At 42.0% G+C, this 22,550-nt stretch carries 23 protein-coding genes and 3 tRNA genes; 10 read left to right on the top strand and 16 right to left on the bottom strand.

The annotated features are described in order from the left end of the window. Nucleotides 1–33 precede the first annotated feature (33 nt). Nucleotides 34–378 carry a hypothetical protein gene (locus CYK47_RS15450; RefSeq protein ID WP_164709153.1) on the top strand — a complete coding sequence of 115 codons (345 nt, stop codon included), beginning with the start codon at nucleotides 34–36 and terminating at the stop codon, nucleotides 376–378. Nucleotides 379–480: 102 nt separating this feature from the next. Here CYK47_RS15450 and CYK47_RS05655 read toward each other — a convergent pair whose 3' ends face one another. The 6 genes from CYK47_RS05655 to CYK47_RS05630 all read right to left on the bottom strand — a co-directional run bounded on the left by CYK47_RS05655 (nucleotide 481) and on the right by CYK47_RS05630 (nucleotide 4,691). Beyond that, on the bottom strand, nucleotides 481–840 hold the full coding sequence (locus CYK47_RS05655; RefSeq protein ID WP_122899750.1) for a cupin domain-containing protein: 360 nt from the start codon (nucleotides 838–840) through the stop codon (nucleotides 481–483). A 47-nt stretch (nucleotides 841–887) separates the two neighbouring features. Next, nucleotides 888–1,436, bottom strand: a complete 549-nt coding sequence (folE, locus tag CYK47_RS05650; protein WP_171407303.1) for a GTP cyclohydrolase I FolE — start codon at nucleotides 1,434–1,436, stop codon at nucleotides 888–890. Between the two features lie 93 nt (nucleotides 1,437–1,529). Then, the gene (locus CYK47_RS05645; RefSeq protein WP_122899746.1) at nucleotides 1,530–2,213 is read right to left on the bottom strand and encodes a Smr/MutS family protein; all 684 of its coding nucleotides are present in this window, start codon (nucleotides 2,211–2,213) and stop codon (nucleotides 1,530–1,532) included. 10 nt (nucleotides 2,214–2,223) lie between these two features. Continuing rightward, nucleotides 2,224–3,030: an indole-3-glycerol phosphate synthase TrpC gene (gene trpC / locus CYK47_RS05640; RefSeq protein ID WP_122899744.1), complete on the bottom strand. Its 807-nt coding sequence runs from the start codon at nucleotides 3,028–3,030 to the stop codon at nucleotides 2,224–2,226. A 13-nt stretch (nucleotides 3,031–3,043) separates the two neighbouring features. Continuing rightward, nucleotides 3,044–4,090 carry an anthranilate phosphoribosyltransferase gene (trpD, locus tag CYK47_RS05635; RefSeq protein ID WP_122899742.1) on the bottom strand — a complete coding sequence of 349 codons (1,047 nt, stop codon included), beginning with the start codon at nucleotides 4,088–4,090 and terminating at the stop codon, nucleotides 3,044–3,046. Between the two features lie 16 nt (nucleotides 4,091–4,106). Continuing rightward, nucleotides 4,107–4,691 carry an anthranilate synthase component II gene (locus CYK47_RS05630; protein ID WP_122899740.1) on the bottom strand — a complete coding sequence of 195 codons (585 nt, stop codon included), beginning with the start codon at nucleotides 4,689–4,691 and terminating at the stop codon, nucleotides 4,107–4,109. An 864-nt stretch (nucleotides 4,692–5,555) separates the two neighbouring features. Here CYK47_RS05630 and glnA point away from each other — a divergent pair. The 5 genes from glnA (at nucleotide 5,556) to CYK47_RS05605 (ending at nucleotide 10,037) form a co-directional block, all read left to right on the top strand. After that, a complete protein-coding gene (gene glnA, locus CYK47_RS05625) occupies nucleotides 5,556–6,971 on the top strand; it encodes a type I glutamate--ammonia ligase (protein ID WP_171407301.1) in 1,416 nt (471 codons plus the stop codon). 99 nt (nucleotides 6,972–7,070) lie between these two features. Continuing rightward, on the top strand, nucleotides 7,071–7,349 hold the full coding sequence (locus CYK47_RS05620) for a hypothetical protein (RefSeq protein ID WP_122899736.1): 279 nt from the start codon (nucleotides 7,071–7,073) through the stop codon (nucleotides 7,347–7,349). After that, the gene (locus tag CYK47_RS05615; protein ID WP_122899734.1) at nucleotides 7,349–7,816 is read left to right on the top strand and encodes a chorismate--pyruvate lyase family protein; all 468 of its coding nucleotides are present in this window, start codon (nucleotides 7,349–7,351) and stop codon (nucleotides 7,814–7,816) included. Before CYK47_RS05620 ends, CYK47_RS05615 begins: the two co-directional genes overlap by 1 nt. A gap of 11 nt (nucleotides 7,817–7,827) precedes the next feature. Further along, complete coding sequence (gene ubiA, locus CYK47_RS05610) at nucleotides 7,828–8,706, top strand: 4-hydroxybenzoate octaprenyltransferase (RefSeq protein ID WP_122899732.1); 879 nt, start codon at nucleotides 7,828–7,830, stop codon at nucleotides 8,704–8,706. Nucleotides 8,707–8,801: 95 nt separating this feature from the next. Continuing rightward, nucleotides 8,802–10,037, top strand: coding sequence for an alpha/beta hydrolase family protein (locus CYK47_RS05605; protein ID WP_122899730.1), 1,236 nt, complete (start codon nucleotides 8,802–8,804; stop codon nucleotides 10,035–10,037). Here CYK47_RS05605 and CYK47_RS05600 read toward each other — a convergent pair. Further along, complete coding sequence (locus tag CYK47_RS05600) at nucleotides 10,034–10,906, bottom strand: LysR substrate-binding domain-containing protein (RefSeq protein WP_122899728.1); 873 nt, start codon at nucleotides 10,904–10,906, stop codon at nucleotides 10,034–10,036. The two genes, CYK47_RS05605 and CYK47_RS05600, sit on opposite strands and share 4 nt — an antisense overlap. A gap of 167 nt (nucleotides 10,907–11,073) precedes the next feature. Here CYK47_RS05600 and CYK47_RS05595 point away from each other — a divergent pair, with 167 nt between their 5' ends. Both CYK47_RS05595 and CYK47_RS05590 read left to right on the top strand, forming a co-directional pair. After that, nucleotides 11,074–12,813, top strand: coding sequence for an FAD-dependent monooxygenase (locus CYK47_RS05595; RefSeq protein ID WP_122899726.1), 1,740 nt, complete (start codon nucleotides 11,074–11,076; stop codon nucleotides 12,811–12,813). A gap of 104 nt (nucleotides 12,814–12,917) precedes the next feature. Beyond that, nucleotides 12,918–13,136 (top strand): hypothetical protein, encoded by a 219-nt coding sequence (locus CYK47_RS05590; RefSeq protein WP_122899719.1) that lies wholly within the window; start codon nucleotides 12,918–12,920, stop codon nucleotides 13,134–13,136. Here the strand turns inward: CYK47_RS05590 and CYK47_RS05585 are convergent. The 6 genes from CYK47_RS05585 to CYK47_RS05560 all read right to left on the bottom strand — a co-directional run bounded on the left by CYK47_RS05585 (nucleotide 13,126) and on the right by CYK47_RS05560 (nucleotide 16,397). Then, nucleotides 13,126–13,590 carry a DUF2726 domain-containing protein gene (locus CYK47_RS05585; protein WP_122899717.1) on the bottom strand — a complete coding sequence of 155 codons (465 nt, stop codon included), beginning with the start codon at nucleotides 13,588–13,590 and terminating at the stop codon, nucleotides 13,126–13,128. The genes CYK47_RS05590 and CYK47_RS05585 overlap by 11 nt on opposite strands. Nucleotides 13,591–13,641: 51 nt before the next feature. After that, nucleotides 13,642–13,717, bottom strand: a tRNA-Asn gene (locus tag CYK47_RS05580). A 228-nt stretch (nucleotides 13,718–13,945) separates the two neighbouring features. Then, nucleotides 13,946–14,021: transfer RNA gene (locus CYK47_RS05575), tRNA-Asn, on the bottom strand. A 170-nt stretch (nucleotides 14,022–14,191) separates the two neighbouring features. Then, nucleotides 14,192–14,267, bottom strand: a tRNA-Asn gene (locus CYK47_RS05570). Between the two features lie 603 nt (nucleotides 14,268–14,870). Further along, nucleotides 14,871–15,497: a superoxide dismutase SodB gene (sodB, locus tag CYK47_RS05565; RefSeq protein WP_122899714.1), complete on the bottom strand. Its 627-nt coding sequence runs from the start codon at nucleotides 15,495–15,497 to the stop codon at nucleotides 14,871–14,873. Between the two features lie 141 nt (nucleotides 15,498–15,638). Next, nucleotides 15,639–16,397 (bottom strand): Nif3-like dinuclear metal center hexameric protein, encoded by a 759-nt coding sequence (locus CYK47_RS05560; RefSeq protein WP_122899712.1) that lies wholly within the window; start codon nucleotides 16,395–16,397, stop codon nucleotides 15,639–15,641. Between the two features lie 137 nt (nucleotides 16,398–16,534). Here CYK47_RS05560 and CYK47_RS05555 point away from each other — a divergent pair, with 137 nt between their 5' ends. Further along, complete coding sequence (locus CYK47_RS05555) at nucleotides 16,535–17,728, top strand: trypsin-like peptidase domain-containing protein (RefSeq protein ID WP_122899710.1); 1,194 nt, start codon at nucleotides 16,535–16,537, stop codon at nucleotides 17,726–17,728. A gap of 138 nt (nucleotides 17,729–17,866) precedes the next feature. On the opposite strand, the gene CYK47_RS05550 is transcribed toward CYK47_RS05555, so the two are convergent. Together CYK47_RS05550 and radA are read right to left on the bottom strand one after the other, a co-directional pair. Further along, the gene (locus CYK47_RS05550) at nucleotides 17,867–18,874 is read right to left on the bottom strand and encodes a Tim44 domain-containing protein (RefSeq protein ID WP_122899708.1); all 1,008 of its coding nucleotides are present in this window, start codon (nucleotides 18,872–18,874) and stop codon (nucleotides 17,867–17,869) included. Between the two features lie 113 nt (nucleotides 18,875–18,987). Beyond that, nucleotides 18,988–20,382 carry a DNA repair protein RadA gene (gene radA / locus CYK47_RS05545; protein WP_122899813.1) on the bottom strand — a complete coding sequence of 465 codons (1,395 nt, stop codon included), beginning with the start codon at nucleotides 20,380–20,382 and terminating at the stop codon, nucleotides 18,988–18,990. Between the two features lie 161 nt (nucleotides 20,383–20,543). On the opposite strand from radA, the gene CYK47_RS05540 reads away from it, so the two are divergent. After that, nucleotides 20,544–20,915, top strand: coding sequence for a hypothetical protein (locus tag CYK47_RS05540; RefSeq protein ID WP_122899706.1), 372 nt, complete (start codon nucleotides 20,544–20,546; stop codon nucleotides 20,913–20,915). A 64-nt stretch (nucleotides 20,916–20,979) separates the two neighbouring features. Here the strand turns inward: CYK47_RS05540 and CYK47_RS05535 are convergent, their stop codons facing one another. After that, a complete protein-coding gene (locus CYK47_RS05535) occupies nucleotides 20,980–22,326 on the bottom strand; it encodes an alanine/glycine:cation symporter family protein (protein ID WP_122899704.1) in 1,347 nt (448 codons plus the stop codon). Nucleotides 22,327–22,550 lie beyond the last annotated feature (224 nt).

Genomic DNA, 22,550 nt, shown 5'->3' with positions numbered 1-22,550 from the left:
TAAAGCCCCAAGAAAGGGGCTTTATCTATTTATTTGTCTTTTTTCGCTTTGCTTTTGCTGGCTTTAGCAGAGCTGTTGCTTTTGGCTTTGCTTGGCTTTTTGGCCGCTGCTGCCTTTTTCGTGGCTTTTGCTTTGCTATCTGACTTTTTACTTTTCGCCGATTTTTTGGGTTCGGCTTTACTGGCTTTAGGGTTAGATTTTTTGACTGTTTTGGCCTTTTTCGTGGCGGCTTTGTCTTTCTCGGCTTTAGGGTTAGTGTTGGATTTTTTAACTTTATCCTCACTGGCTTTTTTGGCTTTGGCCGTTGCATTTTTCTGTTCGGATTTTTTACTGGTTGCTGTCATATCATCACATCCTATTGAATTAAACTCGTCTTAATTTAGGCCCAAAGGCGAGGCAATAGAGCTGTAATTGTGTAGTGATATGTAGACCAGCTGTAAGCTATGTGTATTCAGATTAAAAAAACCTGCGTATGCAGGTTTAAGTTTCGACCACCACAAAATATTTTTTAACTTTTTCTATGACTTCAAAGGTACCAACAAAACTAGGTGGAATGACGCCAGCATCACCTGCTTTGATTTCAATAAAATCTTGATGGGCTGAGTCATGTAAACGCACCACGCCCTCTAAGACATGAAAAAACTCTTGTTTATTGTCAGCAAACACAATATTCCAAGCGCCTACTTCACATTGCCAAATGCCAGCGTTCATATTGGGATGTTCATATAAACTTTGCGTGAGACGCTGGGGATTATTTTTGACTAAACGATCAGGACGTGGATAGTCGATGCTTGAGTCACTTGTGGCGAGGCCTTGGCCGGCAATATACAGTTGTGTCATGTAGATAGATCCATAAAAAAGCCTCAAACATGTTGAGGCTGATTTGCTTAATAACTTTCTGGCACCGCAGATAAGAATTCACGACGCTCTTCTTTATTGGTTTTGAAATCACCAGTAAACGAGACAGTTCGGGTGGTGGATTCTTGTTTACCTACACCGCGCATCATCATACACATATGTGCCGAATCAATCACGACGGCAACACCACGCGCACCTGTTACTTCTGCAACAGCTTCTGCAATTTGTTGGGTTAGGTTTTCTTGAATCTGTAAACGACGCGCAAACATTTCGGTAATGCGGGCAAATTTAGATAAGCCTAAAACGTTACCTTCTGGTAAATAAGCAATATGCACACGACCATAAAATGGCAATAAATGGTGCTCACACAAAGAATAAAATTCAATGTTTTTCACTAATACCATTTCGCGGTTATCAGAAGGGAAGACTGCGTTATTGGTCACTTCTTCTAATGTTTTGCTATAACCAGACGTTAAATACGAAAAAGCTTTAGCAGCACGCACAGGTGTATCTTTAAGACCTGGGCGATCTAGATCTTCACCAACGGCAGTTAGGATATTTGCGTAGGATTGCTGCATAGACATAAGACGTGTTCACTTACACTGAGATTGAACAAGGCGGGCATTGTAACAGAAAACTATCAAAATGCCCGCCTTTGAGGAAAAATCCGATTATTGATTAAACTTAGGGTTCTTTTCTGCGCGTTTTAGTAAGACCAATACCGCGCCAGTACCGCCTTGTTTTTCAGGTGCACTGACAAAAGCCAAAACATCACGGTGTTGACGTAGCCAACCGTTGACATAGGTTTTTAAAATTGCATCTGGGCCTTTGCCGTGTACAATTTTAATCACGTTTTGGTTTTCATCTTTGGCCATTTGAATAATTTGCAGCACAGCAACGCGTGCTTCTTCTACGGTGCAACCATGTAGATCGACCGCTTCAAACCAACGTAAATTACCGGCTTTTAAATCCTCAAACACTCTATGCTGCAAAGTGGCAATACGATAGCTTAAATTGGCTTGGCTACCCACAGGGTTTAAGGTGGCAACGGTATCTGACAAGAGTGCATCATCTGTTTCCATGGGCCCCATGGCTGCTGCCCGTTTCGCTAAAGTTTGCGTATCTAACTTTTTCTTACTGGCAACCCGTGTTTTGGCAGTATTACTGGTTGCAAGCTTTTGCACGCCACGCATTTCTTTGGCAAATAATGCCATGTCTTCTGCCACAGGGTCAGCCACCTCAACCACTTTGGGTTCAGGTGCTTTGACCGCTGTATGCGGATTCGTAATCTGTTTCTTAAAGGCTTTCAGTAGGTTGTACTGGTCTTTAGACAGGGAAGAATCTTTATTACTCATAGGAGATCAATTAAATCGGTTGAGGCTGCCCAAATAATGCCTCAAAGGCATGATCAGGACGAGGCTGTTTCATAAAACTTTCGCCCACTAAAAAGGCGTGAATATCATTGGCTTGCATCATTGCCACATCATCAGGTGTTGCAATGCCGCTTTCTGTCACCAATAAACGTGATGGTTCGAGTAGTTGCTTTAAGCGTAGCGAAGTATTGAGGTCAACGTCAAAGGTTTTTAGGTTACGGTTGTTGACACCGAGTAAACAACGCTCAGAGAGGTTTAAGGCACGCGCTAATTCCGCTTCGTCATGCACTTCTACCAAAACATCAAGATGATGCTCAAAGGCAGTTTTTGACATTTCTTCCAATTGTTGGTCGGATAAACACGCTACAATCAATAAAATGCAGTCAGCATGTAAGGCACGCGCTTCAATTACGCCATAAGGATCAATTAAAAAATCCTTACGCAGGGCAGGCAAGTTGCAATGGCTGCGCGCAATCTGAATATTTTCGTCGTTTCCTTGGAAAAAGTCCACATCGGTGAGTACAGATAAACATGCTGCACCGGCTGCTTCATATTGCTCTGCAATTTCTGCAGGATTAAAGTTTGGGCGAATAATGCCTTTTGATGGCGACGCTTTTTTAATTTCAGCAATCACACCTGGACGCTTGCTCTGTAAACTTTGTGCAAAACCACGTACAGGACTGGCAGCTTGTGCCAATTGTTCAATGTCGTAGAGACTTTTTTGCTTGAGACGCGCTTTAAATTCTTCGTGCTTACGCTCAACAATTTTACCTAAGATGGTGTTGGCAATATCAATCATGCTTTCAGTCCTTTTACACGTCGTATTCTTTTAGGGTTTTGCTGAACTCAGCCAAAATGCCCATTTTTTCTAAAGCTTGACCGCCATAAATAATGTCATGCGCGAGTGCAACGCCTTGTTTATAGTTAATACATAAACCAGATACATATAAACCGGCACCGGCATTCAGCGCGACCATGTTGGCCGCTTTTTCACCAATGGCTGATTTTTTCTTGCCTAACGCATCTTTAATCAGTTTTAAGCTGTCGGCAGGGCTTTCAATACTTAAACCACTTAACGTTTGTGATTCAATACCCACATCTTCAGGTTGAATGGTCCACTCAAAAATTTCACCGTCTTTGAGCTCAGCGACATAAGTTTTAGCGGCAAGGCTAATTTCATCTAAACCATCGTGTGAATGCACCACCATGACGTGTTCTGCACCTAAATGCATTAATACTTCTGCCATTGGGCGGCAGAGTTCTTGTGAGAATACCCCAATCACAAAGCGTTTCACGCCAGCAGGATTAGTCAATGGCCCAAGTAGGTTAAATATGCTACGGAAACCGAGCTCTTTACGTGGAGCAGCTGCATATTTCATGGCCTGATGATGATTAGGCGCAAACAAGAAGCCCACGCCCATTTCACGAATGCAGCGTTCAGTTTGTTGCATGTTGAGATCAAGTTGAATACCCGCTTGTTCGAGTAAATCTGAAGAACCCGACTTACCTGATACACCGCGGCCACCATGTTTAGCAATGGTTGCACCTGCGGCAGCAATCACAAAACTTGAGGCTGTTGATACGTTAAAGAGATTTTGACCATCGCCGCCTGTGCCAACAATATCCACCAAATAGTCTAAATCTGAAACATCAATTTTGATGGCAAAATCACGCATCACTCGCGCCGCAGCGGTAATTTCTTCAATGCTTTCGCCTTTTAAGCGTAGCCCCATCATTAAAGCGCCGATTTGTGCGTCTGTGGCTTCACCCGACATGATGCTGCGCATCACATCTTGCATTTGGGCATCTGTTAAATGAATGTTTTTGGTAATGTTACTTAAGGCTTGTTGAATATTCATGTGTGCGCTCTAAATTTTAAGCATAATTTTCAAGGAAGTTTTTAAAGATTAGATGGCCGTGGTCACTTAAGATCGATTCTGGATGAAACTGCACGCCTTCAACGGCTAATGTCTTATGTTTAACGCCCATGATCTCTTCCATCGAACCATCTTCTTCATTGGTCCAGCAGGTCACTTCTAAACATTCAGGCAAAGTTGCTTGATCAATCACCAATGAGTGATAGCGCGTTGCTGCAAATGGCGAAGGTAAATTGCTAAAGATTCCAGTATCTGAATGGTACATATCCGATAAACGACCATGCATGACGCGTTTGGCACGCACAATATTGCCGCCAAAGGCTTGTCCAATACTTTGATGTCCCAAGCACACCCCTAACAGTGGAATCTTGCCTGCAAAATGCTGGATGGCTGGAATCGAAATGCCTGCTTCACTTGGTGAGCAAGGCCCTGGACCAATGACTAAATACTTAGGTTGCCATCGCTCAATATCTTCCAACGTCACGGCATCATTACGGACTACTTTTACTTCTTGGTTTAACTCGCCAAAATATTGCACGATGTTGTAAGTAAAGGAGTCATAATTGTCGATCATTAAAAGCATGAGCTTAACCTATTGAAAAATTATGCACTTAACTGTGCGAGCTTGTCCTAATTTGCATTTGGTCTCAAAAATAACCCAAAAGCAGACAAAGAATATTGGGTGAAAAATAAGACGATTGGCATCATAGCAAAAAATCTTCATTTTCTGCTCAACTATTTCTAAGTGAGCGATAATTTTGCATGAAAAACGCGGCAAAACAGAGGAAATATATGTAGTGCATTCTATGATCGCTGGGCTTGAGAAGTCATATTCAATGATGCTGTCCACATCTAAAGTCGATGCCAGAGACTGTATAGTGCAATTTATGAATATTCGCTCACTGAGGGGATGGCTTAGATAGAAGAAAGTGCACTTAGATAGTGCTTTATTTTTTTAATTGCGAGCATCTAAAAAAGCTATTAAAAAACAAAAGAGATTGTTTTTTTCTTATATAAAACAAAGATAAAAATTAACTATTTTTCTAAAATAATAAACTTATATTAAATCAACTGTTGATGTTTTAAACAATTCAAGCCAAGGCTTTTCAAAAAATGCAATCAATTCGAATCTGTTATCAATAAATATAAAAATACTCGGTATTTTTCGTCCAAAAATCATACAGAAGCTGCTGAGTTTTAGTTCGTAATGCACTATTATAGGGCGTGGGTTGGTTGTTTTATAAGAATTGCGCCCAAGCCTGTTTGAATATGGTGCATTTCCTTATCTACACAGTATAATAGCGACAAAGTAATTGGCTTAAATCGCGTATCCTGATAAAGATTTCAACGTTTTAGCATAGCTTTTAAAAGTTGGTATGGGAATTGCTTTACAACAGCCAACTACTAACACGCACGGTTGAGTGCAACAAAAAATCATCGGAGCAAAATGAGCATGGCGAACAAGGTCCTTCAACTCATCGAAGAAAGTGGCGCAAAATGGGTCGATTTCCGCTTTACGGATACTAAGGGTAAAGAGCAGCATGTCACTTACCCAGCAGACAGTATTGACGAAGATACTTTCGAAGACGGAAAAATGTTTGACGGTTCGTCAATCGCTGGCTGGAAAGGCATCGAAGCATCAGACATGATCTTACGTCCAGATGCAGAAACAGGTTTTCTTGACCCGTTCTTTGCAGAACCTACAGTTGTTGTGACGTGTGATGTCATCGAACCTTCAACTGGTCAAGGTTATGAACGTGACCCTCGCTCGATTGCTCGTCGTGCTGAAGAATACCTAAAATCTACAGGTATCGGTGATACTGCATTCTTCGGTCCAGAACCAGAATTCTTCGTATTTGACGAAGTCAAATGGGACATCGATATGTCTGGCGCGCGCCATACATTAATCGCTGAAGAAGCAGCTTGGTCTACAGGTAAAGACTACGAAGCAGGTAACTCAGGTCACCGTCCACGCGTAAAAGGCGGTTATTTCCCAGTTCCTCCTGTGGATTCTTCACAAGACATGCGTGCTGACATGTGTGCTAAAATTGAAGACATTATGGGCCCTGGTCGCGTTGAAGTGCATCACCACGAAGTGGCATCTTGCCAATTAGAAATTGGTGTAAGCTTTAATACGATGGTGCGTAAAGCTGACGAAGTTCAACAGTTTAAATATGCGGTTTGGAACGTTGCGCACCAATATGCAAAAACTGCAACCTTTATGCCTAAACCAATGGTTGGCGATAACGGTTCTGGTATGCACGTCCACATGTCTATTTCTAAAGACGGCAAAAACTTGTTCGCAGGTGATGAATATGCTGGTCTTTCAGAAATGGCACTTTACTTCATCGGTGGTGTGATTAAACACGCGCGTTCATTAAACGCGATTACTAACCCTTCTACCAACTCGTACAAGCGTTTAGTACCACACTATGAAGCACCGATTATGCTGGCTTACTCAGCACGTAACCGTTCTGCGTCGATCCGTATTCCTTACGTATCTAGCCCGAAAGGCAAGCGTATTGAAGCACGTTTCCCTGATCCAATGATGAACCCATACTTAGGTTTTGCGGCATTGTTAATGGCAGGTCTTGACGGTATCCAAAATAAGATTCACCCAGGTGAAGCTGCTGATAAGAACTTGTATGATCTTCCACCAGAAGAAGAAGCAAAAATCCCAACAGTGGCACACAGCCTTGAAATGGCGCTTGAAGCACTGCAAGCGGACCATGATTACCTGCTTAAAGGTGGAGTATTCACCAAAGAAATGCTAGATGCTTACATCGAGCTGAAAACTGAAGAAGTTCGTCGTTTAAATACGACAACGCATCCAGTTGAATTTGATATGTACTACAGCTTGTAATTCATTTTCGAATTTCACTGTAAAAAAAACCCGCGCTAGTCGCGGGTTTTTTGTATGCTTGTGTTTAGACTAAATCCATCTCAAAAGAATTGAATTGTTATGGCAAAACCACGTAAAAAACATACCGGCTTTTTTCCATGGAATGATCCACAAGATCAAGAAAAGGGCTTTAAACTCAATTTTTCGGAAGTGAGCTATTTAGAAGTAGGACGCACGATTGAGGGCTATAAACAGGCGCAATTTGTAGAGCTTAAAAACCCTGAGTTGGCTTTAGATTTTGATTATCCCAAAGAGTTTTATCTAAGTGCTGAGGGTTTTATTCTAATCAAAACCCCGCAAGGTCAATTTAAAGTCATTGCTAAAACTGATAGCGCCTAATGTTAGCTTCTCAAATTCCTGCGGAGCTTAGAGCATGGCTGTATGCCGAAGGTTCTTTGACTCAACAGCTCACCCAATTGGGTCAGGGGAAATTTCGTGTGCAACCGTTCAAACAGCATTTTCAGCGTTTAAGCTTTGTGGATGCCAAATGGATGCAGATGCCGTATCAACATACGGCTTGGGTGCGTGAAGCATATTTATATGGTTCGCAGGCAGAGCCTTGGGTTAAAGCCAAAAGTATTTTCCCAATTTTAAGCTTGCAAAAAAAAGCACGAATTTTTCAGCATATTGGCAATAAGCCCATTGGTTGGTACTTATTTCAACGCACCACGCCTCAATGTGAACGCCGTGTGTTGTGGCTAGAGGATGGTTGGACACGTCAGAGCTGCTATACTTGGCATGGGTGTAAATTTATCGTACAAGAAAGTTTTTTACCCGCTTTTTATGACTTTATTCAAAAGCAGTAGGCGAAATCAATATGGCAATAGCACAAGCAAGCACTTGGCGCGAGCGGATGAGCGCGTATTATTATTTATGTCGTTTTGATAAACCGATTGGCACTGAGTTGGTATTTTGGCCGATGATGTGGGCGCTGTGGATTGCCAATCAAGGTACGCCAAGCCTTATGATTTTAATCCCTATGGTGCTGGGTACGATCTTTATGCGTGCTGCGGGCTGTGCCATTAATGACTTTGCAGATCGTAAAGTTGATGGCGCAGTGGAACGAACTAAAAACCGTCCACTTGCAACAGGTATGATTCGTGCGCGTGAAGCGATTTATGTGTTTATGGCACTGGTTATTGCGAGTGCAGCCATGTTGCTATTTTTACCCATTGAAAGCTTTTATTGGTCTTTTGGGGCTTTGGCTTTGGCTTTTGTCTATCCGTTTATGAAGCGCTATACCCATTTACCGCAAGTGGTTTTAGGCGCAGCATTTTCATGGGCAATTCCGATGTCATATACCGCTGTAGGACAAACACCAGATTTAAGCTGTTGGTTACTGTATTTTGGTAATTTGGCGTGGACGGTGGCCTATGACACGCAATATGCCATCACTGACCGTGAATATGATCTTAAAATTGGGGTGAAATCTACCGCAATTTTATTTGGACGCTATGACATCCAAATCATTGCTTTATTACAAATGACCGCAATTGGCTTATTTGCCAGCGTACTGTATTTAGAAAACTTGCTGCTGCCTTTTGGTGCTCTTGCACTGCTATTGATTGGTTTAGATTTTATTTATCAATGGTATAAAACCAAAGACAAAAAACCGGGCACATGTTTTTGGGCATTTAGACATAACCGTTGGGTGGGGCTCATTCTGTTTATAGGGATTGTTTTGAGTTTGATATAATCACTTAAAACGTGAATAAAAAAGCATCCTAGTCAGATGCTTTTTTTTATGCTTTATTAAACGAGCCATAACAATAAAATGATTAGGATAAAAATATGTCAGCATGGAAAAAAACGCTACTTGCTTTTGCATGCAGCAGCGCTTTGTTATTAACTGCGTGTAATGATGATAACGATCATGTAGCTGTAGATCGTTATGACAGCTATTTAACAGAAACGACCTATACTCAGGATAGTGTGATTGCTGCAAGTCGTATTAATGTCATGCAATACACCATGCCAAGTGTGACGGGACAGCCGATCACCGCTTCTGCGCTGGTATTTACACCGCGTACCCCGCGCCCGAAAGATGGTTGGCGCGTGGTGGTGTGGGAACATGGCACGGTGGGCAGTGGCGATCAATGTGCGCCAAGCAATAATCAACTCAATCCGCGCTTTAGAATTTTAGCTGAAAGCCTATTGGCAGCAGGTTATGTCATTGTGGCACCAGATTATGAAGGTTTAGGTGAAAAAGGTATTCATCCTTATTTAAATTTAAAAAGCGCAGCACAATCGGCAATTTATGCGCAAAAAGCCTATCAAGAGCGTTATGCCAGCCAAGTTAAAGGCACATGGATGAGCGTAGGGCAATCGCAAGGTGGGCATGCGTCACTGGCAACAGCAGAATATGCACAAACTGATGCTAACTATTTAGGCGCAGTCGCAGCCGCACCCGCTTCAAGCTTGGGCTATATCATTCAATATATTGCTCCGAACTTATTAAAAGATGTGCTTTTAGCTGAAAGTGCAGGTTTAGTGGAAAAAGGCACAGCAGCAGCAGGCTATGCTGAGTTATTGGCCTATGCCGCTTATGTCACGACAGGAATTCGCGCTTACCAGCCGAATTTTGATTACAAAGCCGTTTTTCACCCACGTTCACAACCGTTGGTAGAAGCTGCTTTAGGTACAACTGGTGACAACGGCCTATGCCTAGATGAATTAGGACCACGCTTTACTGACGATATCTTGCAATATGTGGCAGAAAATCCAGGTAAAACAGTTTTAGACTATCCTGCTTTAATTGAAGATTTTGATCAAAACCCAGTGATTGCTGCCTTTTTAGCAGAGAATCAACCAGCAACCAAATACATTTCCAAGCCAGTCATGATTGTGCAAGGTAAGTTGGATGCTGCAGTGCCTTATGTAGTGACTGAACAGTTGGCAGAAGATTTAACGGCAAAAGGTAGCGAAGTTGAACTGCATTTAGTCGAAGGCGCTGGGCACACGCAAGCGATTGTGCTGAAAACCAAGGAAATTGTAGAATTTATTCAACAACATATGCCAGCACGTTAAAGCGCATGCAACTCCTTTAATATAAAGCGAAGCGCTGGATGATGAACGTCCTTACGGTAATTGGCATACAATGCCAGTTGCGGTAAGGTAAATTCTGTGGCGATCGTCACTACATCGGAATTTAAAAACTTTAAGGCGTATTCAGGCAAAAAGCTAAACCCAAAGCCCATATTAATCAGATTAATATGTTGCAGTACATTGGTCACCCACATTAATTGCTGTTTAGGCAGCTGCTCAAAGTCAAAATGCTGTTGAATTTTCTCATACAGTACTGGTGAGGATGTTTGTTCACATAAAATTAAGCTTTGATTTTTCAGGATGTTTTTAGAGATGGGTTGTGCATGGGGATACAGTTTTTTAGATGCGACCAAATATAAAGGTTCTTGCAAAATTAAATGATGTGCATATTCTGGCTCATCCAGTGGATAACGGGTAAAAGCCAAGTCCAATTCAGCATTCTTTAAGGCTTGAATTTGTTCTAAACAGGTTAAACTTTGAATATGCAGTTGGACATTGGGCAGATGCTGTTTTAATTTGGCCAATAGCGCGGGCATCAGTTTAATTTCTGCCACATTTAAAAAACCAATATGCAGTTGATTTTGTTTTTGCTGCGCTACTTGGCGTGCGACAGCAATAGCCAAATGGGCATGTTCTAATGCGCTCTGTGCATAGCCTAAAAATGCCTGACCTTCTTGAGTTAGACGAATTTGCCTTGCCGAACGATCAAATAATGTCACGCCAACTTCTTGTTCTAAATCTTTAATTTGCTGACTTAACGACGGCTGCGTTGTAAACAGTTTTTGCGCGGCTTTGGTAAAACTTTGTGTTTCTGCCACAGTAACAAAATAGCGCAAATGACGCAGTTCCATACTTGCTCCTTGATGATGCTCAGCCGCCTCAATCTAAACCACAATGCTTTTAAAGTATAGGCAAAAGACAGCCGAGTATAGGCAAAACTTATAGCGCTTGCAGCCGCCTACACCTGACCTATACTCAGCGCATAGATGAACGCTTTTGCTGTGAGAGGAAATCACTCATGTCACCTCATTATGACACTGATGTTTTGGTTATTGGTACAGGGCCTGCGGGTTCAACCTTAGGCTTGGCTTTGGCTAGTTATGGGATTAAGGTTCAACTCTTTACCCAGTTTAATTGGCTGGCCAATAGTCCGCGTGCGCATATTACCAATCAACGTGCGATGGAAGTGCTGCGTGATTTAGGCATAGAGCAACAAGCCAAACAGATTGCAACGCCGTGGCATGAAATGGGTGAAAGCTTGATTACCACCAGTTTGGTGGGAGAAGAAATTGCCCGTATGAGCGCATGGGGTACGGGGGATGAACGCTATGGCGACTATTTAAAAGGCAGCCCATGTCCTTTAATTGATTTAATTCAGCCCAAAATGGAAGCATTATTAGTGAAAAATGCGGGGGAGCGTGGTGCGATTTATAACTTTAATACCGAATATTTGTCCCATGAGCAAGATGAACATGGCGTGACCGCGCGCTTTTTAAATAAAGTCACTCAAACCGAATTTAGCCTAAGAGCAAAATACTTAGTCGGAATGGATGGGGCACGCTCTAAGGTAGTAGATGAGCTAGGCTTAGCACTTGAAGGAATCATGTCACGCGCAGGTACGGTATATGTGACCTTTAAAGCCGATCTAAGTGAGTATGTGCAACATCGTCCAGCGATTTTACAATGGATTGTTAATCCTGAGGCTGGCTTTGGCGATATTGGCATGGGCTTATTACGTGCAATTTCGCCTTGGAATGAATGGATTATGGGCTGGGGCTTTGATATCGCGCAGGGCGAACCACAAGTCACGCAGGAGCAAGTCCAAGCACGTTTAGATGCATTTGTTGGTGCACATGTCACGGATTTGCAGATTGAAAAAATTTCTTATTGGTATGTGAATCAAACCTATGCCACGCATTATTCTAAAGGACGTGTGTTCTGTGGAGGGGACGCTGTACATCGTCACCCACCATCGAGCGGTTTAGGCTCAAATACCTGTATCCAAGATGCATTTAACTTGGCATGGAAATTGGCTTATGTGCTAAAAGGCTGGGCTCAAACTGAATTATTACAATCGTATAGTGATGAACGTGCACCTATAGGTAAGCAAATTGTAGCGCGTGCCAATCAATCACGCTTTGACTATAAATACCTAAAACAAGTCTTTGGTTTCGATCAAGGGATTAAGACGCAAGCGCAAATGCTAGAACGAATTTTCGCCGAAACCGAAGAGGCGGCAAAAGTACGTGAGCAGCTCTATCAAGCACTGGAAATTAAACATCATGAGTTTAATGCCCAAGGGGTTGAGCTCAATCAGCGTTATCAATCTAATGCGGTACTGGCAGATGATACACCAGAAATCTTTATTAAAGATAAAGAGCTATATTTACAAGCCACCACGCGTCCGGGCGCCAAAATTCCACATACATGGTTAGTCGATCGCAAAGGGCGTAAACACTCAACCTTAGATATCACCGGTAAAGGACGTTTTACTTTAGTGACGGGTTTATCGGGGAAAGCATGGCGTGAAGCAGTACAAGCCCTAGCCCTAGATTATTTAGATGTGATTCAGGTTGGTTCACGAGAGTATCGTGATGTGTATGCCACATGGCAAGCTAAATCTGAAATAGACGACAATGGTGCCATCTTGGTGCGTCCAGATGGCTATATTGCATGGCGTATACAGTCTGTCAGCGCAGATTGTCAGCATCAGCAGATCCTGACTGATGTGTTAAAGCAGCTTAACTTAAGCCTTTAATCTGGAACAGCCGACCTCGTGTCGGCTTTTTTAGCATTGCTTTACGAAATTTGCTTGTTAGAATAATGCGCCTATTTTTTGTTTAACGCTATGGAGCGCCATCAATGTCAGCCAATACCAAACGTTTAACGCCAAAAGTGATGTTAGTTGCGAGTCTAGGTTTACTTATTCCTGTGTTATTGGTGGCGGTGGCATTTTTAGCCATTAAAAGTGATGCTAAAAATCAGCAAGCTTACCAAAAACAACAACAAGAGATTTTAGATCGTATTGCAGCGCGTGAAGCAGCGGAAAAAGCCGCTTCAGAAGCACAGCTTAAGCCTTAAGATCTTTTTGAAGCTGGCGAACCGAAGGAATAGAAGTATAACGAATCACACGGTAGCCAGCATCATGAAACATTGCATCACGCGCGGCATCGCGTGCTTCTTGCCCCACATGGCTAGGGTCATCGAGTTCAATGATGGCTAAAACTTCTAGTTTTTTATTTAATACCACAAAGTCAGTCACTTTACGGTTAAATTTATTCCTCACTTGAATATCTTGACTGGTAATTAAAGCGGTAAATGCCACTTGCGCTAAAATATAATACTGTGGTTCTGGAAACGCGGCTTTAAGCTGAAAAAAAAGTTTACTCTCAAAATTGGTAATGACTTTTTTAGGATAATAAGTTTTGGGTTTTTTAGGCGCAGCAGAGTGACGTAGCAACAGTAAGGCTAAGGCCAGCGTTGCTATACAGCCAATAATAAAGAAGATGATTTGCGTTAAGCTGAATACTTGCATAAATCACACATAAGAAAAAACCCACTCAATTGGAGTGGGTTTTCAGAATCTTGGCTCTCCAACCTGGGCTCGAACCAGGGACCTGCGGATTAACAGTCCGTCGCTCTACCGACTGAGCTATTGGAGAATCTGAGTGCGATTATAAAGCAAAGTGAAATTGCGTCAAGTCATTCAAGAAAAAAAATGCACAACTGTTTTAAAATTAAACAACAGGACTAAAAGCATAATAAATTTAATGTAAAGAGTTAAAATATTAAAACTCAGACTGTGAGATATGATATTTAAACTGGCAAGTTGTATTGTTAAATTTTAGTCAATAAAAAACCCACTTCAATGAGTGGGTTTTTTAAGAATTTGGCTCTCCAACCTGGGCTCGAACCAGGGACCTGCGGATTAACAGTCCGTCGCTCTACCGACTGAGCTATTGGAGAATCTGAGTGCGATTATAGAGGAATTTATTAAAGGGTCAAGCCTAAATATCAAAAAATAGGGAGGAAAGCATTTAAGTGTTTTAAAATTAGTCAATATGCTTGATTTATATGGTTTTATTCATTTTTAGCCAATAAAAAACCCACTTCAATGAGTGGGTTTTTTAAGAATTTGGCTCTCCAACCTGGGCTCGAACCAGGGACCTGCGGATTAACAGTCCGTCGCTCTACCGACTGAGCTATTGGAGAATCTGATGCGCATTTTAAGGATGAAAAGTCGAGTGGTCAAGAATAATTAAATAAAAACTGCTTTAAATGTTTTTTTATTATGCAAAATAGACTGTATTGCTTAAATATTGATTCTTTTAGACTTTTACTGTCAGGATTATTGTCAAATTTTTATGCTGATCATCGGCCTTTGACTGGTACTTAGACAATCCTAAGTGATGTTAAAAATGATTCAAACTGTATTTTAATTGCCAGTAGGAAAACCATGCCACATCCATTGAATAGCCCATAAAATCAATATAATTAAAATGATCGAGAAGAGTATTTCTAATTTTTTCACTCATTGTCTCTATCTAAAATGAACATGATACATCTCAATATACGCTTAGATTCTAAACTGCGTAGCAAAGGCAATTAGAAGTATGTTTCTATTGAAATGGGTTTATGCATAAAAATATTCAATAGAGTTGGTTTGTACTGGTCACGAAGCGCGGTTATACCAAGATGATCGGATTGAATATCATGCTAAAGCGTAGTGATTTTTGTCTGTCTCTATATTTAAAATAGACAAGAAGTAAAAAAAATCACCCTAAAAAGGGTGATTTTTTATGCGAAAAATAAAATTTATTTTTCAACACCAGCTTCTTGACCCGCATATTTCGCGTTTGCATAATCCCAGTTTACAAGGCTTTCTAGGAAAGTTTTGATGTAAGCAGGACGAGCGTTACGGAAATCGATGTAGTAAGCGTGTTCCCATACGTCAATTGTTAATACAGCCACTTTACCGTGCGCCATTGGTGTATCAGCATTAGACGTTTTAAGGATAGATAAATTGCCGTTTACTTCGTCAGCAACTAACCAAGCCCAGCCTGAACCGAATTGAGTTGTTGCAGCAGCAGCAAACTCTTCAGCAAATTTTTCGTAAGAACCGAAAGCTTCGTCAATTTTAGCAGCCAAAGCGCCAGTTGCAGCACCACCGCCGTTTTTAGCCATACAGTTCCAATAGAACGTGTGGTTCCAAACTTGCGCTGCGTTGTTGAAGATACCTGCTTTAGAGGCATCGCCAGCAGAAGCTTTGATGATTTCTTCTAAAGTTTTACCTTCAAGCTCAGTACCTTTGATTAAGTTGTTTAAGTTAACAACGTAAGTATTGTGATGCTTGTCGTGGTGGAATTCTAAAGTTTCTTTGCTGATGTGTGGAGCAAGATCTTCATAGCCATACGGAAGAGCTGGTAAAGTAATCGTTGTCATGTTTTCAATTCCTTGCTAACGCTGGGTTTTAAGATTAAAACGTGTGGTTATTGTAATCGATTCTAGGCCAAATGGCGCATGGATCTTTAATAACAATACACAATAAAGTCTGAATTTATACAGATAAATAAAAATAAAAGATTAGATCGGGTTATTCAATTCAAAATACACGCTTTCGATGCCAAATTCGGCGCTTAATGCTTGAGCCAAACGTTGTACGCCATAACGTTCTGTCGCATGATGCCCACATGCATAGTAATGCACATTTAATTCCTGTGCTTCATAGAATGTGCGCTCTGATACTTCACCTGAAAGATAAGCATCACAATTTTGGCTGGCTGCTTTATGAATAAAATCTTGCGCGCCACCCGTACAAAAACCAATTTTTTGTATGCTCGTTTTATCTGCTGCTAGATGAATCGTATTAAAACCTAAACGTTGGGTGAGTAACGCTTTAAAGCTTTCTGGGGACATAGGTGTTTTTAAATAGCCGATATTACCAATAGGGTGACGCTCTGATGGATCAAGTGCTTCAATGTTTTTGAGTTCTAAAATATCAGCAATTGCAGCATTATTGCCCAAAGTTGGATGACTATCTAAAGGTAAGTGGTAACCCACCAAAGAAATATCATGTTGAATCAAACTTTTAATTCGTTTACCACGCATACCTGTAATCGGATAAGCTTCGCCTTTCCAAAAATAACCATGATGTACCAAGAGTAAATCCGCGCCTTGAGCAATTGCAGCATCAATAGCCTGTTGCGAGGCTGTAACCGCACATAAGATTTTATTGATTTCCGCTTTGCCTTCAATTTGCAAACCATTAGGTGCGTAATCTTTAAACTCCTGTGCTTTTAAAGTGTGATCACACCATTGAATAATGTCGCTTAACTTTGCCATAGTAAATTCTCGAGTATAGTGATGTATTTAGCCTATGTTAAATTGTAACTAAAGCCAACAAAACAATGTGTCAATTGGGCTTACAATACACACTGAATATTAGGCATGATGACAATATTAAATAGAGGAAAACAACTGTGCGCCGCACCTTAATCTGGTTACCTTGGGTCTTACTTGTGTTGGTGATTGCTGGATTTTTTATATGGCAACAACAACAAAAACCAACTGCGCCTGTGGCAGTCGATGGCGTAAAAATGCCGGCCGAAAAAGTCGAGCCTTTAGTCAATACTAGCCGTACTGGTGGGGTTGCCTCCTATAGTGCTGCGGTCAAAGTGGCGGCGCCTGCGGTGGTGAATATTTTTACTACACAAAAGGTCAAAAAAGTCGATCACCCTTTACTGAATGATCCGATGTTTCGTGAGTTTTTTGGCAATCAATTGCCAGATCAATTTACCCAAGATCGTAATGAAAATAGCCTAGGTTCTGGGGTAATTGTACGTCAAGATGGTTATATTTTGACAAATAATCATGTCATTGAACAAGCAGATCAAATTGTGGTAGCGCTGCACGATGGTCGCCGTGCGTTAGCCAAGGTAATTGGCTCTGATCCAGAAACTGATTTGGCAGTCATTAAAATTGAACTTGATCAACTGCCTGTATTGCCATTTAAACTCAGTGGTAATGAAGTGGGGGATGTGGTGCTTGCCATTGGTAATCCATTTGGGGTGGGGCAAACTGTAACCCAAGGGATTATTTCAGCGACAGGTCGTTCGGGTCTTGGGATTAACAACTATGAAGATTTTGTACAAACCGATGCAGCAATTAACCCAGGCAACTCAGGTGGGGCTTTAATTGATGTAGCTGGTAATTTAATCGGGGTAAATACCGCAATCTTCTCACAGTCGGGTGGCTCATTGGGTATTGGTTTTGCCATTTCTGCACCTGTATGTCAGCATGTGTTAAATTCAATTTTGCAACATGGGCGAGTGATTCGTGGTTATGTTGGGTTAAAACTATTGCCTGTGGAACAAACCGATGTGTTAGCTACAAAAACGCAAGGCGTTGTAGTGGCAGAGGTTGAACCAAATGGCCCAGCAGCTAAAGCGGGTATCCAAAACGGTGACGTGTTAATGAAAGTCAATGGTGAGGAAATCAACTCAGCGAGTTTCTTGGTCAATTATGTAGGTTTGCAAGTGCCAAATAGCAAAGTGAAAATTAGCTTGCTACGTAAAGATCAAGCCCTAGAAGCTGAGGTGATGGTAGTTGAACGACCAGCAGTGGCTCAGCAAAATCCAAATAATCAATATATTCCTTTACCGCAAAGTCGTTAAATGAAAAGCCCCTGAATAGGGGCTTTTTTATTGCTGTTCTTTTAAGATTTAACTTAATCTGCGGATAGGATCAAAAAACCAAACAACGGCCATAAAAAAAGCCTGTGACAGGCACAGGCTTTTTTTTGAGTTTAAAACTTAGCTTTCTTGCTGAATACCTGCCACTAACCAATCTTGATTAGAGCCAGCAGGTTTAACAAAGTGCCAAATTTCGGTAAAGGGTTGTGGCAAGCTGTTTAAATCTTCGCTGACAGTACCTGTAAAACGTACGCTCACAATGTATTGACCATTTTCAGTGGTTGATTCAACCACCATGGCATTTAAGTTCGAGAACTCAGCAACGTCTTGATCCTGATTAGCCATAATGTCTTGATACATAGATTGGTAAAGATCAGGCGTTAAGTAACGCTGGATTTCGCCAATATTGCTAGCAGTATTCATTGATTGAATATGATTAAAACGTTGACGTGCAATACGTAAGAAGGCAGCAGGTTCTGTACCATCTGGTAATTGATTACCACTGTTGGTATAGGCTGTGCCAAAAGCTGGCGCTTGTTGCGGTGCTTGACCAAATGGGGCATTATTGCTTGGTGTAGAACCACCTACATTTTGACCAAAGATATTTGAGTTATCATTTGATGCAGTAGGTGGCACTTGACCAAATGGCGCATGATTGGCGCCATTATTTGGTGCGTATGGATTAGAAGCTACTTTTTTTTTTGCGCCCATTTTACGGAACAAGAAGAAAGCAACGGCAGCAGCAAGTAAGATCCAAATCCAACTTGGAATACCGCCTTTTTCTTCTTCAACTGGCGCAACTTCAGAGGCTGCTTGTGCTTGTGATGCTGGTTTATCGTCTGCTAAAGCATTAGCTGCTACTGCACCAATCGCTGCACCGGCAACACCGGCTGCAACCATACCACCAACACCTGGCCCAGATTTTTGTTGTACTGGAGCAGTAGCAGGTGCGACAGGTTGTTGAGCAGGGGTGGCTTGACGCGGCTGTTGATAAGATTGAGTTGGTGCAGCTTGACGGCTCATACCATGACTTTTACCACTACCAGCACGTTTCGCTTCTGCCATTGGTGCAACCAAAAGAGCAGCAGCTAAAATACCTGTAATCAAACTACGCTGTCGAACTTCCATTAAAGTATCCTTAAAAAATAAAATTTTACCCTGTATTTATGCCGTCATTTCTAGACAATTTCAACAATAAAAATATATTTTTTTGCATCTTGCAGGATTTACATGCAAAGCGTTTAGGTTAATTCTTCACTTAAACGCATGGCTTCTGATAATGCCTCATGTAAACGCGCCACACTAACAATGGTGACGCCATTGATGTCTTTTTGGGGTGCGTTACCGCGAGGCAAAATAATATATTTAAAACCATGTTTGATGGCTTCTTTTAAACGTTCTTGCCCATTTGGGACAGGGCGGATTTCCCCCGATAAACCAACTTCACCAAATACGGCCAATTGCTGGGGTAAGGCTTTACCGCGTAAGCTAGAGGCACAGGCCAGTAGCACGGCCAAATCTGAACCTGTTTCGGTGATTTTTAAGCCGCCCACCACATTAACATAAACGTCTTGACCCGAGGTTTGCACTCCACCATGACGATGCATCACTGCCAGCAGCATATTTAAGCGATTTTGCTCTAAACCGAGTGCCACACGGCGCGGTTGACCATGCGCATCATCTACAAGGGCTTGTACTTCAACCAGTAGAGGACGTGTGCCTTCACGGCTGATCATCACAATTGAACCGGGAATGGCTTCATCATAACGGCTTAAGAAAATTGCTGAAGGATTAGCCACTTCGCGTAAACCTTTATCGGTCATGCCAAATACGCCCAGCTCATTGACTGCACCAAAACGGTTTTTAACCGCGCGAATCATGCGGTAACGTGAATCGGATTGACCTTCAAAATAGAGGACGCAATCGACCATATGTTCTAAAACTCGTGGGCCTGCTAAAGAACCTTCTTTGGTGACATGGCCGACAATAAATAACGCTGTACCGCTGTTTTTGGCATAACGGGTTAAGATGGCGGCTGATTCACGAATTTGTGACACGCCACCCGGTGCCGATTGTAAACTTTCGGTATACAAGGTTTGAATCGAATCTAAAATGGCGACGGCTGGGCGCTGCTGCGCCAGCACTTCACAAATGCGTTCCACACAAGTTTCGGCCATGACTTTTAAATGTTCAGTGGGGAGTTCTAAACGCTGTGCGCGTAGAGCGACTTGTGATAAAGACTCCTCACCTGTGACATAGAGCGCTGCACTGTCTTGTGAAGCCATATGGGTTGCCGTTTGCAGCAAAATCGTCGATTTACCAATCCCCGGATCACCGCCAATTAACACCACAGAACCTGTGACTAAACCGCCGCCTAAAACGCGGTCAAATTCACCAATGCCAGTATGTAAACGCGTTTCGCGTGATACACAAACTTGATTGAGTGTAGTAATGGTGGCAGCTTGACCTGCATACCCCCCACCACTGCTTTTACTCGCAGCACGGTGCGTTACCACAGGGGCGACACTCACTTCAACTAAACTATTCCATTCTCCACATTCACTGCATTGACCTGACCATTTCGGATGATCTGCGCCACATTGTTCACAGCGATACACACTTTTTGCTTTGGCCATAATGTTGCCCAACACTCCATAGACTGCTCAAGCATAGCGATGCAAGCTTAAAATCCCAAATTTTTACGCCATACTTTGTCGCTTTATTTATCTAAAAAAATACAACCGTCAGCATTTGCTTCGTATAATGCGATATTGTATTTATAAAAGTGAAATCGTGCATGTCACAACCAATTCCTCATATTGATGCCATTGCGCGTGAAAAAAACCGTGATGTGCTGTTTCTTCATTTTGAAGATCCAGACAGTCCGATTAATGAAATCGTTTTGGCATGGCTCGAAGATCACGAAATTGCATACGCTGATTGTTTAGGTTTAGAAGAAGAAAGCCTCAACGATCATGAACTACAGCATACTTACATTGACCTCGCTGTTGATGAAGAAGATGCGCTATATCGTGAATTGTGTGAGTATTTAGAGGACGACGAGGGCAATATGAAACTCGAAGGGGTTTTATTCTTTGTCTTGTCTTTAGAAACTGCGTTAGAACTTGTGGCAGATCGTGCGGTTGCCATGACCACACGCTTACAATAATTCCTTTAAAGCCCCAATAAAAAAAGCCACATTTAACGTGGCTTTTTTTAATTAATTTGTGGGTTTAATACAGTTCACCTGATTTACGCCGTGCAATAAAATCTTTGGATTCTTTGGCAATGACCCCAGACAACAGCAATAGGGCAATTAAGTTAGGCACAGCCATTAATCCGTTAAAGGTATCGGCAAATAACCAGACTAAATCAAGTGTTGCGACACAGCCAATAAACACCGAAGCAATGTAGATCAGTCGGTAAGGCAACACGAATTTTTCACCCAATAAATAAGTGGCACATTTTTCACCATAATAGCTCCAACCTAAAATGGTTGAATAGGCAAAGAAGATAATGCCGAAAGTGACCACCCAACCGCCAACACCCGGCAACAATTGATCAAACACGCTAATGGTGAGGACTGCACCAGTTTGCTCGCCAAAGCTATTACCCGCCATAATAAAGCCCATCACCAAAACAATACCGGTAATAGAGCAGACAATAATGGTATCAATAAAAGTACCGGTCATTGAGACAAGACCTTGACGTGCAGGATGATCGGTTTTTGCTGCAGCGGCTGCAATCGGCGCAGAACCCATACCCGCTTCATTGGAAAATACCCCGCGCGCCACACCATAACGAATAGCAGCACCTACTGCACCGCCGAGTGCCGCTTCACCAGTAAAAGCATAGCTTACAATCATCTTTAAGGCAGGAAGCACTAACGCTAAATTGCTGAGAATAATGGCTAGCCCACCGATGATATACGCGACCGCCATGATGGGTACAATCACAGAGGCAGCCTTGGAGATGGTTTTAATCCCGCCTAAAATCACCAAGGCTGAAAATACAGTAATGATGATTGCGGTCATCCATGTGTTGATGCCTAAACTATTTTCGACGGCAAGTGCCACGGTATTAGACTGCACTGAGCTACCGATACCAAACGAAGCCAAAGTGCCAAAGAGGGCAAAAATCAATGCCAACCATTTCCACTTTAAGCCACGTTCGATGTAATACATCGGGCCACCGGACATTTCGCCATTTTCATTTTTAATCCGGTATTTGACTGCCAAGACCCCTTCGCCATACTTGGTCGCCATGCCAAAGAGTGCGGTCATCCACATCCAAAACACGGCGCCCGGGCCACCTAAGACACAGGCGGTAGCCACACCCGCAATATTACCCGTACCAATGGTGGCAGATAGGGCTGTCATGAGTGAGGCAAATTGGGAAATATCACCATCTTTATGCTGTGGATGTTTGCCAAAGACTTGTTTGAAAGCCAAAGGCAACATACGAAATTGCCAAAACAATAAGCGGAAGGTCAAAAATATGCCAGTCCCTACAATCAGGACTAACATATACGGACCCCAAACCCAGCCGCTAAGGGTTTCCATTAAACTCTGTAACTGCATAAATTCTCTTCTTGTTGTGTTTAGGATCAGCACAGCATGCAAGTGATATGCCATGCGTGTTTTATATTTTAATTTTTACTGTAGAAAGCATTGTTCACATAAAACTGAACATTTTTCAAGCAGCATTGACTGTGGCGTACATTTTTCTGATTAAGATTAACTTATTGATTTTGAGCATAAGAAAAATAAATAAAGTTAATAAAACCTGTAGAAAATATAGATGA

Origin of the sequence: Acinetobacter sp. B51(2017) (assembly GCF_003711395.1) — a bacterium.
In the GTDB taxonomy this organism is placed as follows: domain Bacteria; phylum Pseudomonadota; class Gammaproteobacteria; order Pseudomonadales; family Moraxellaceae; genus Acinetobacter.
The sequence above is the reverse complement of the archived record's forward strand: the minus strand, read 5'-3'. Positions and strand labels throughout refer to the sequence as shown.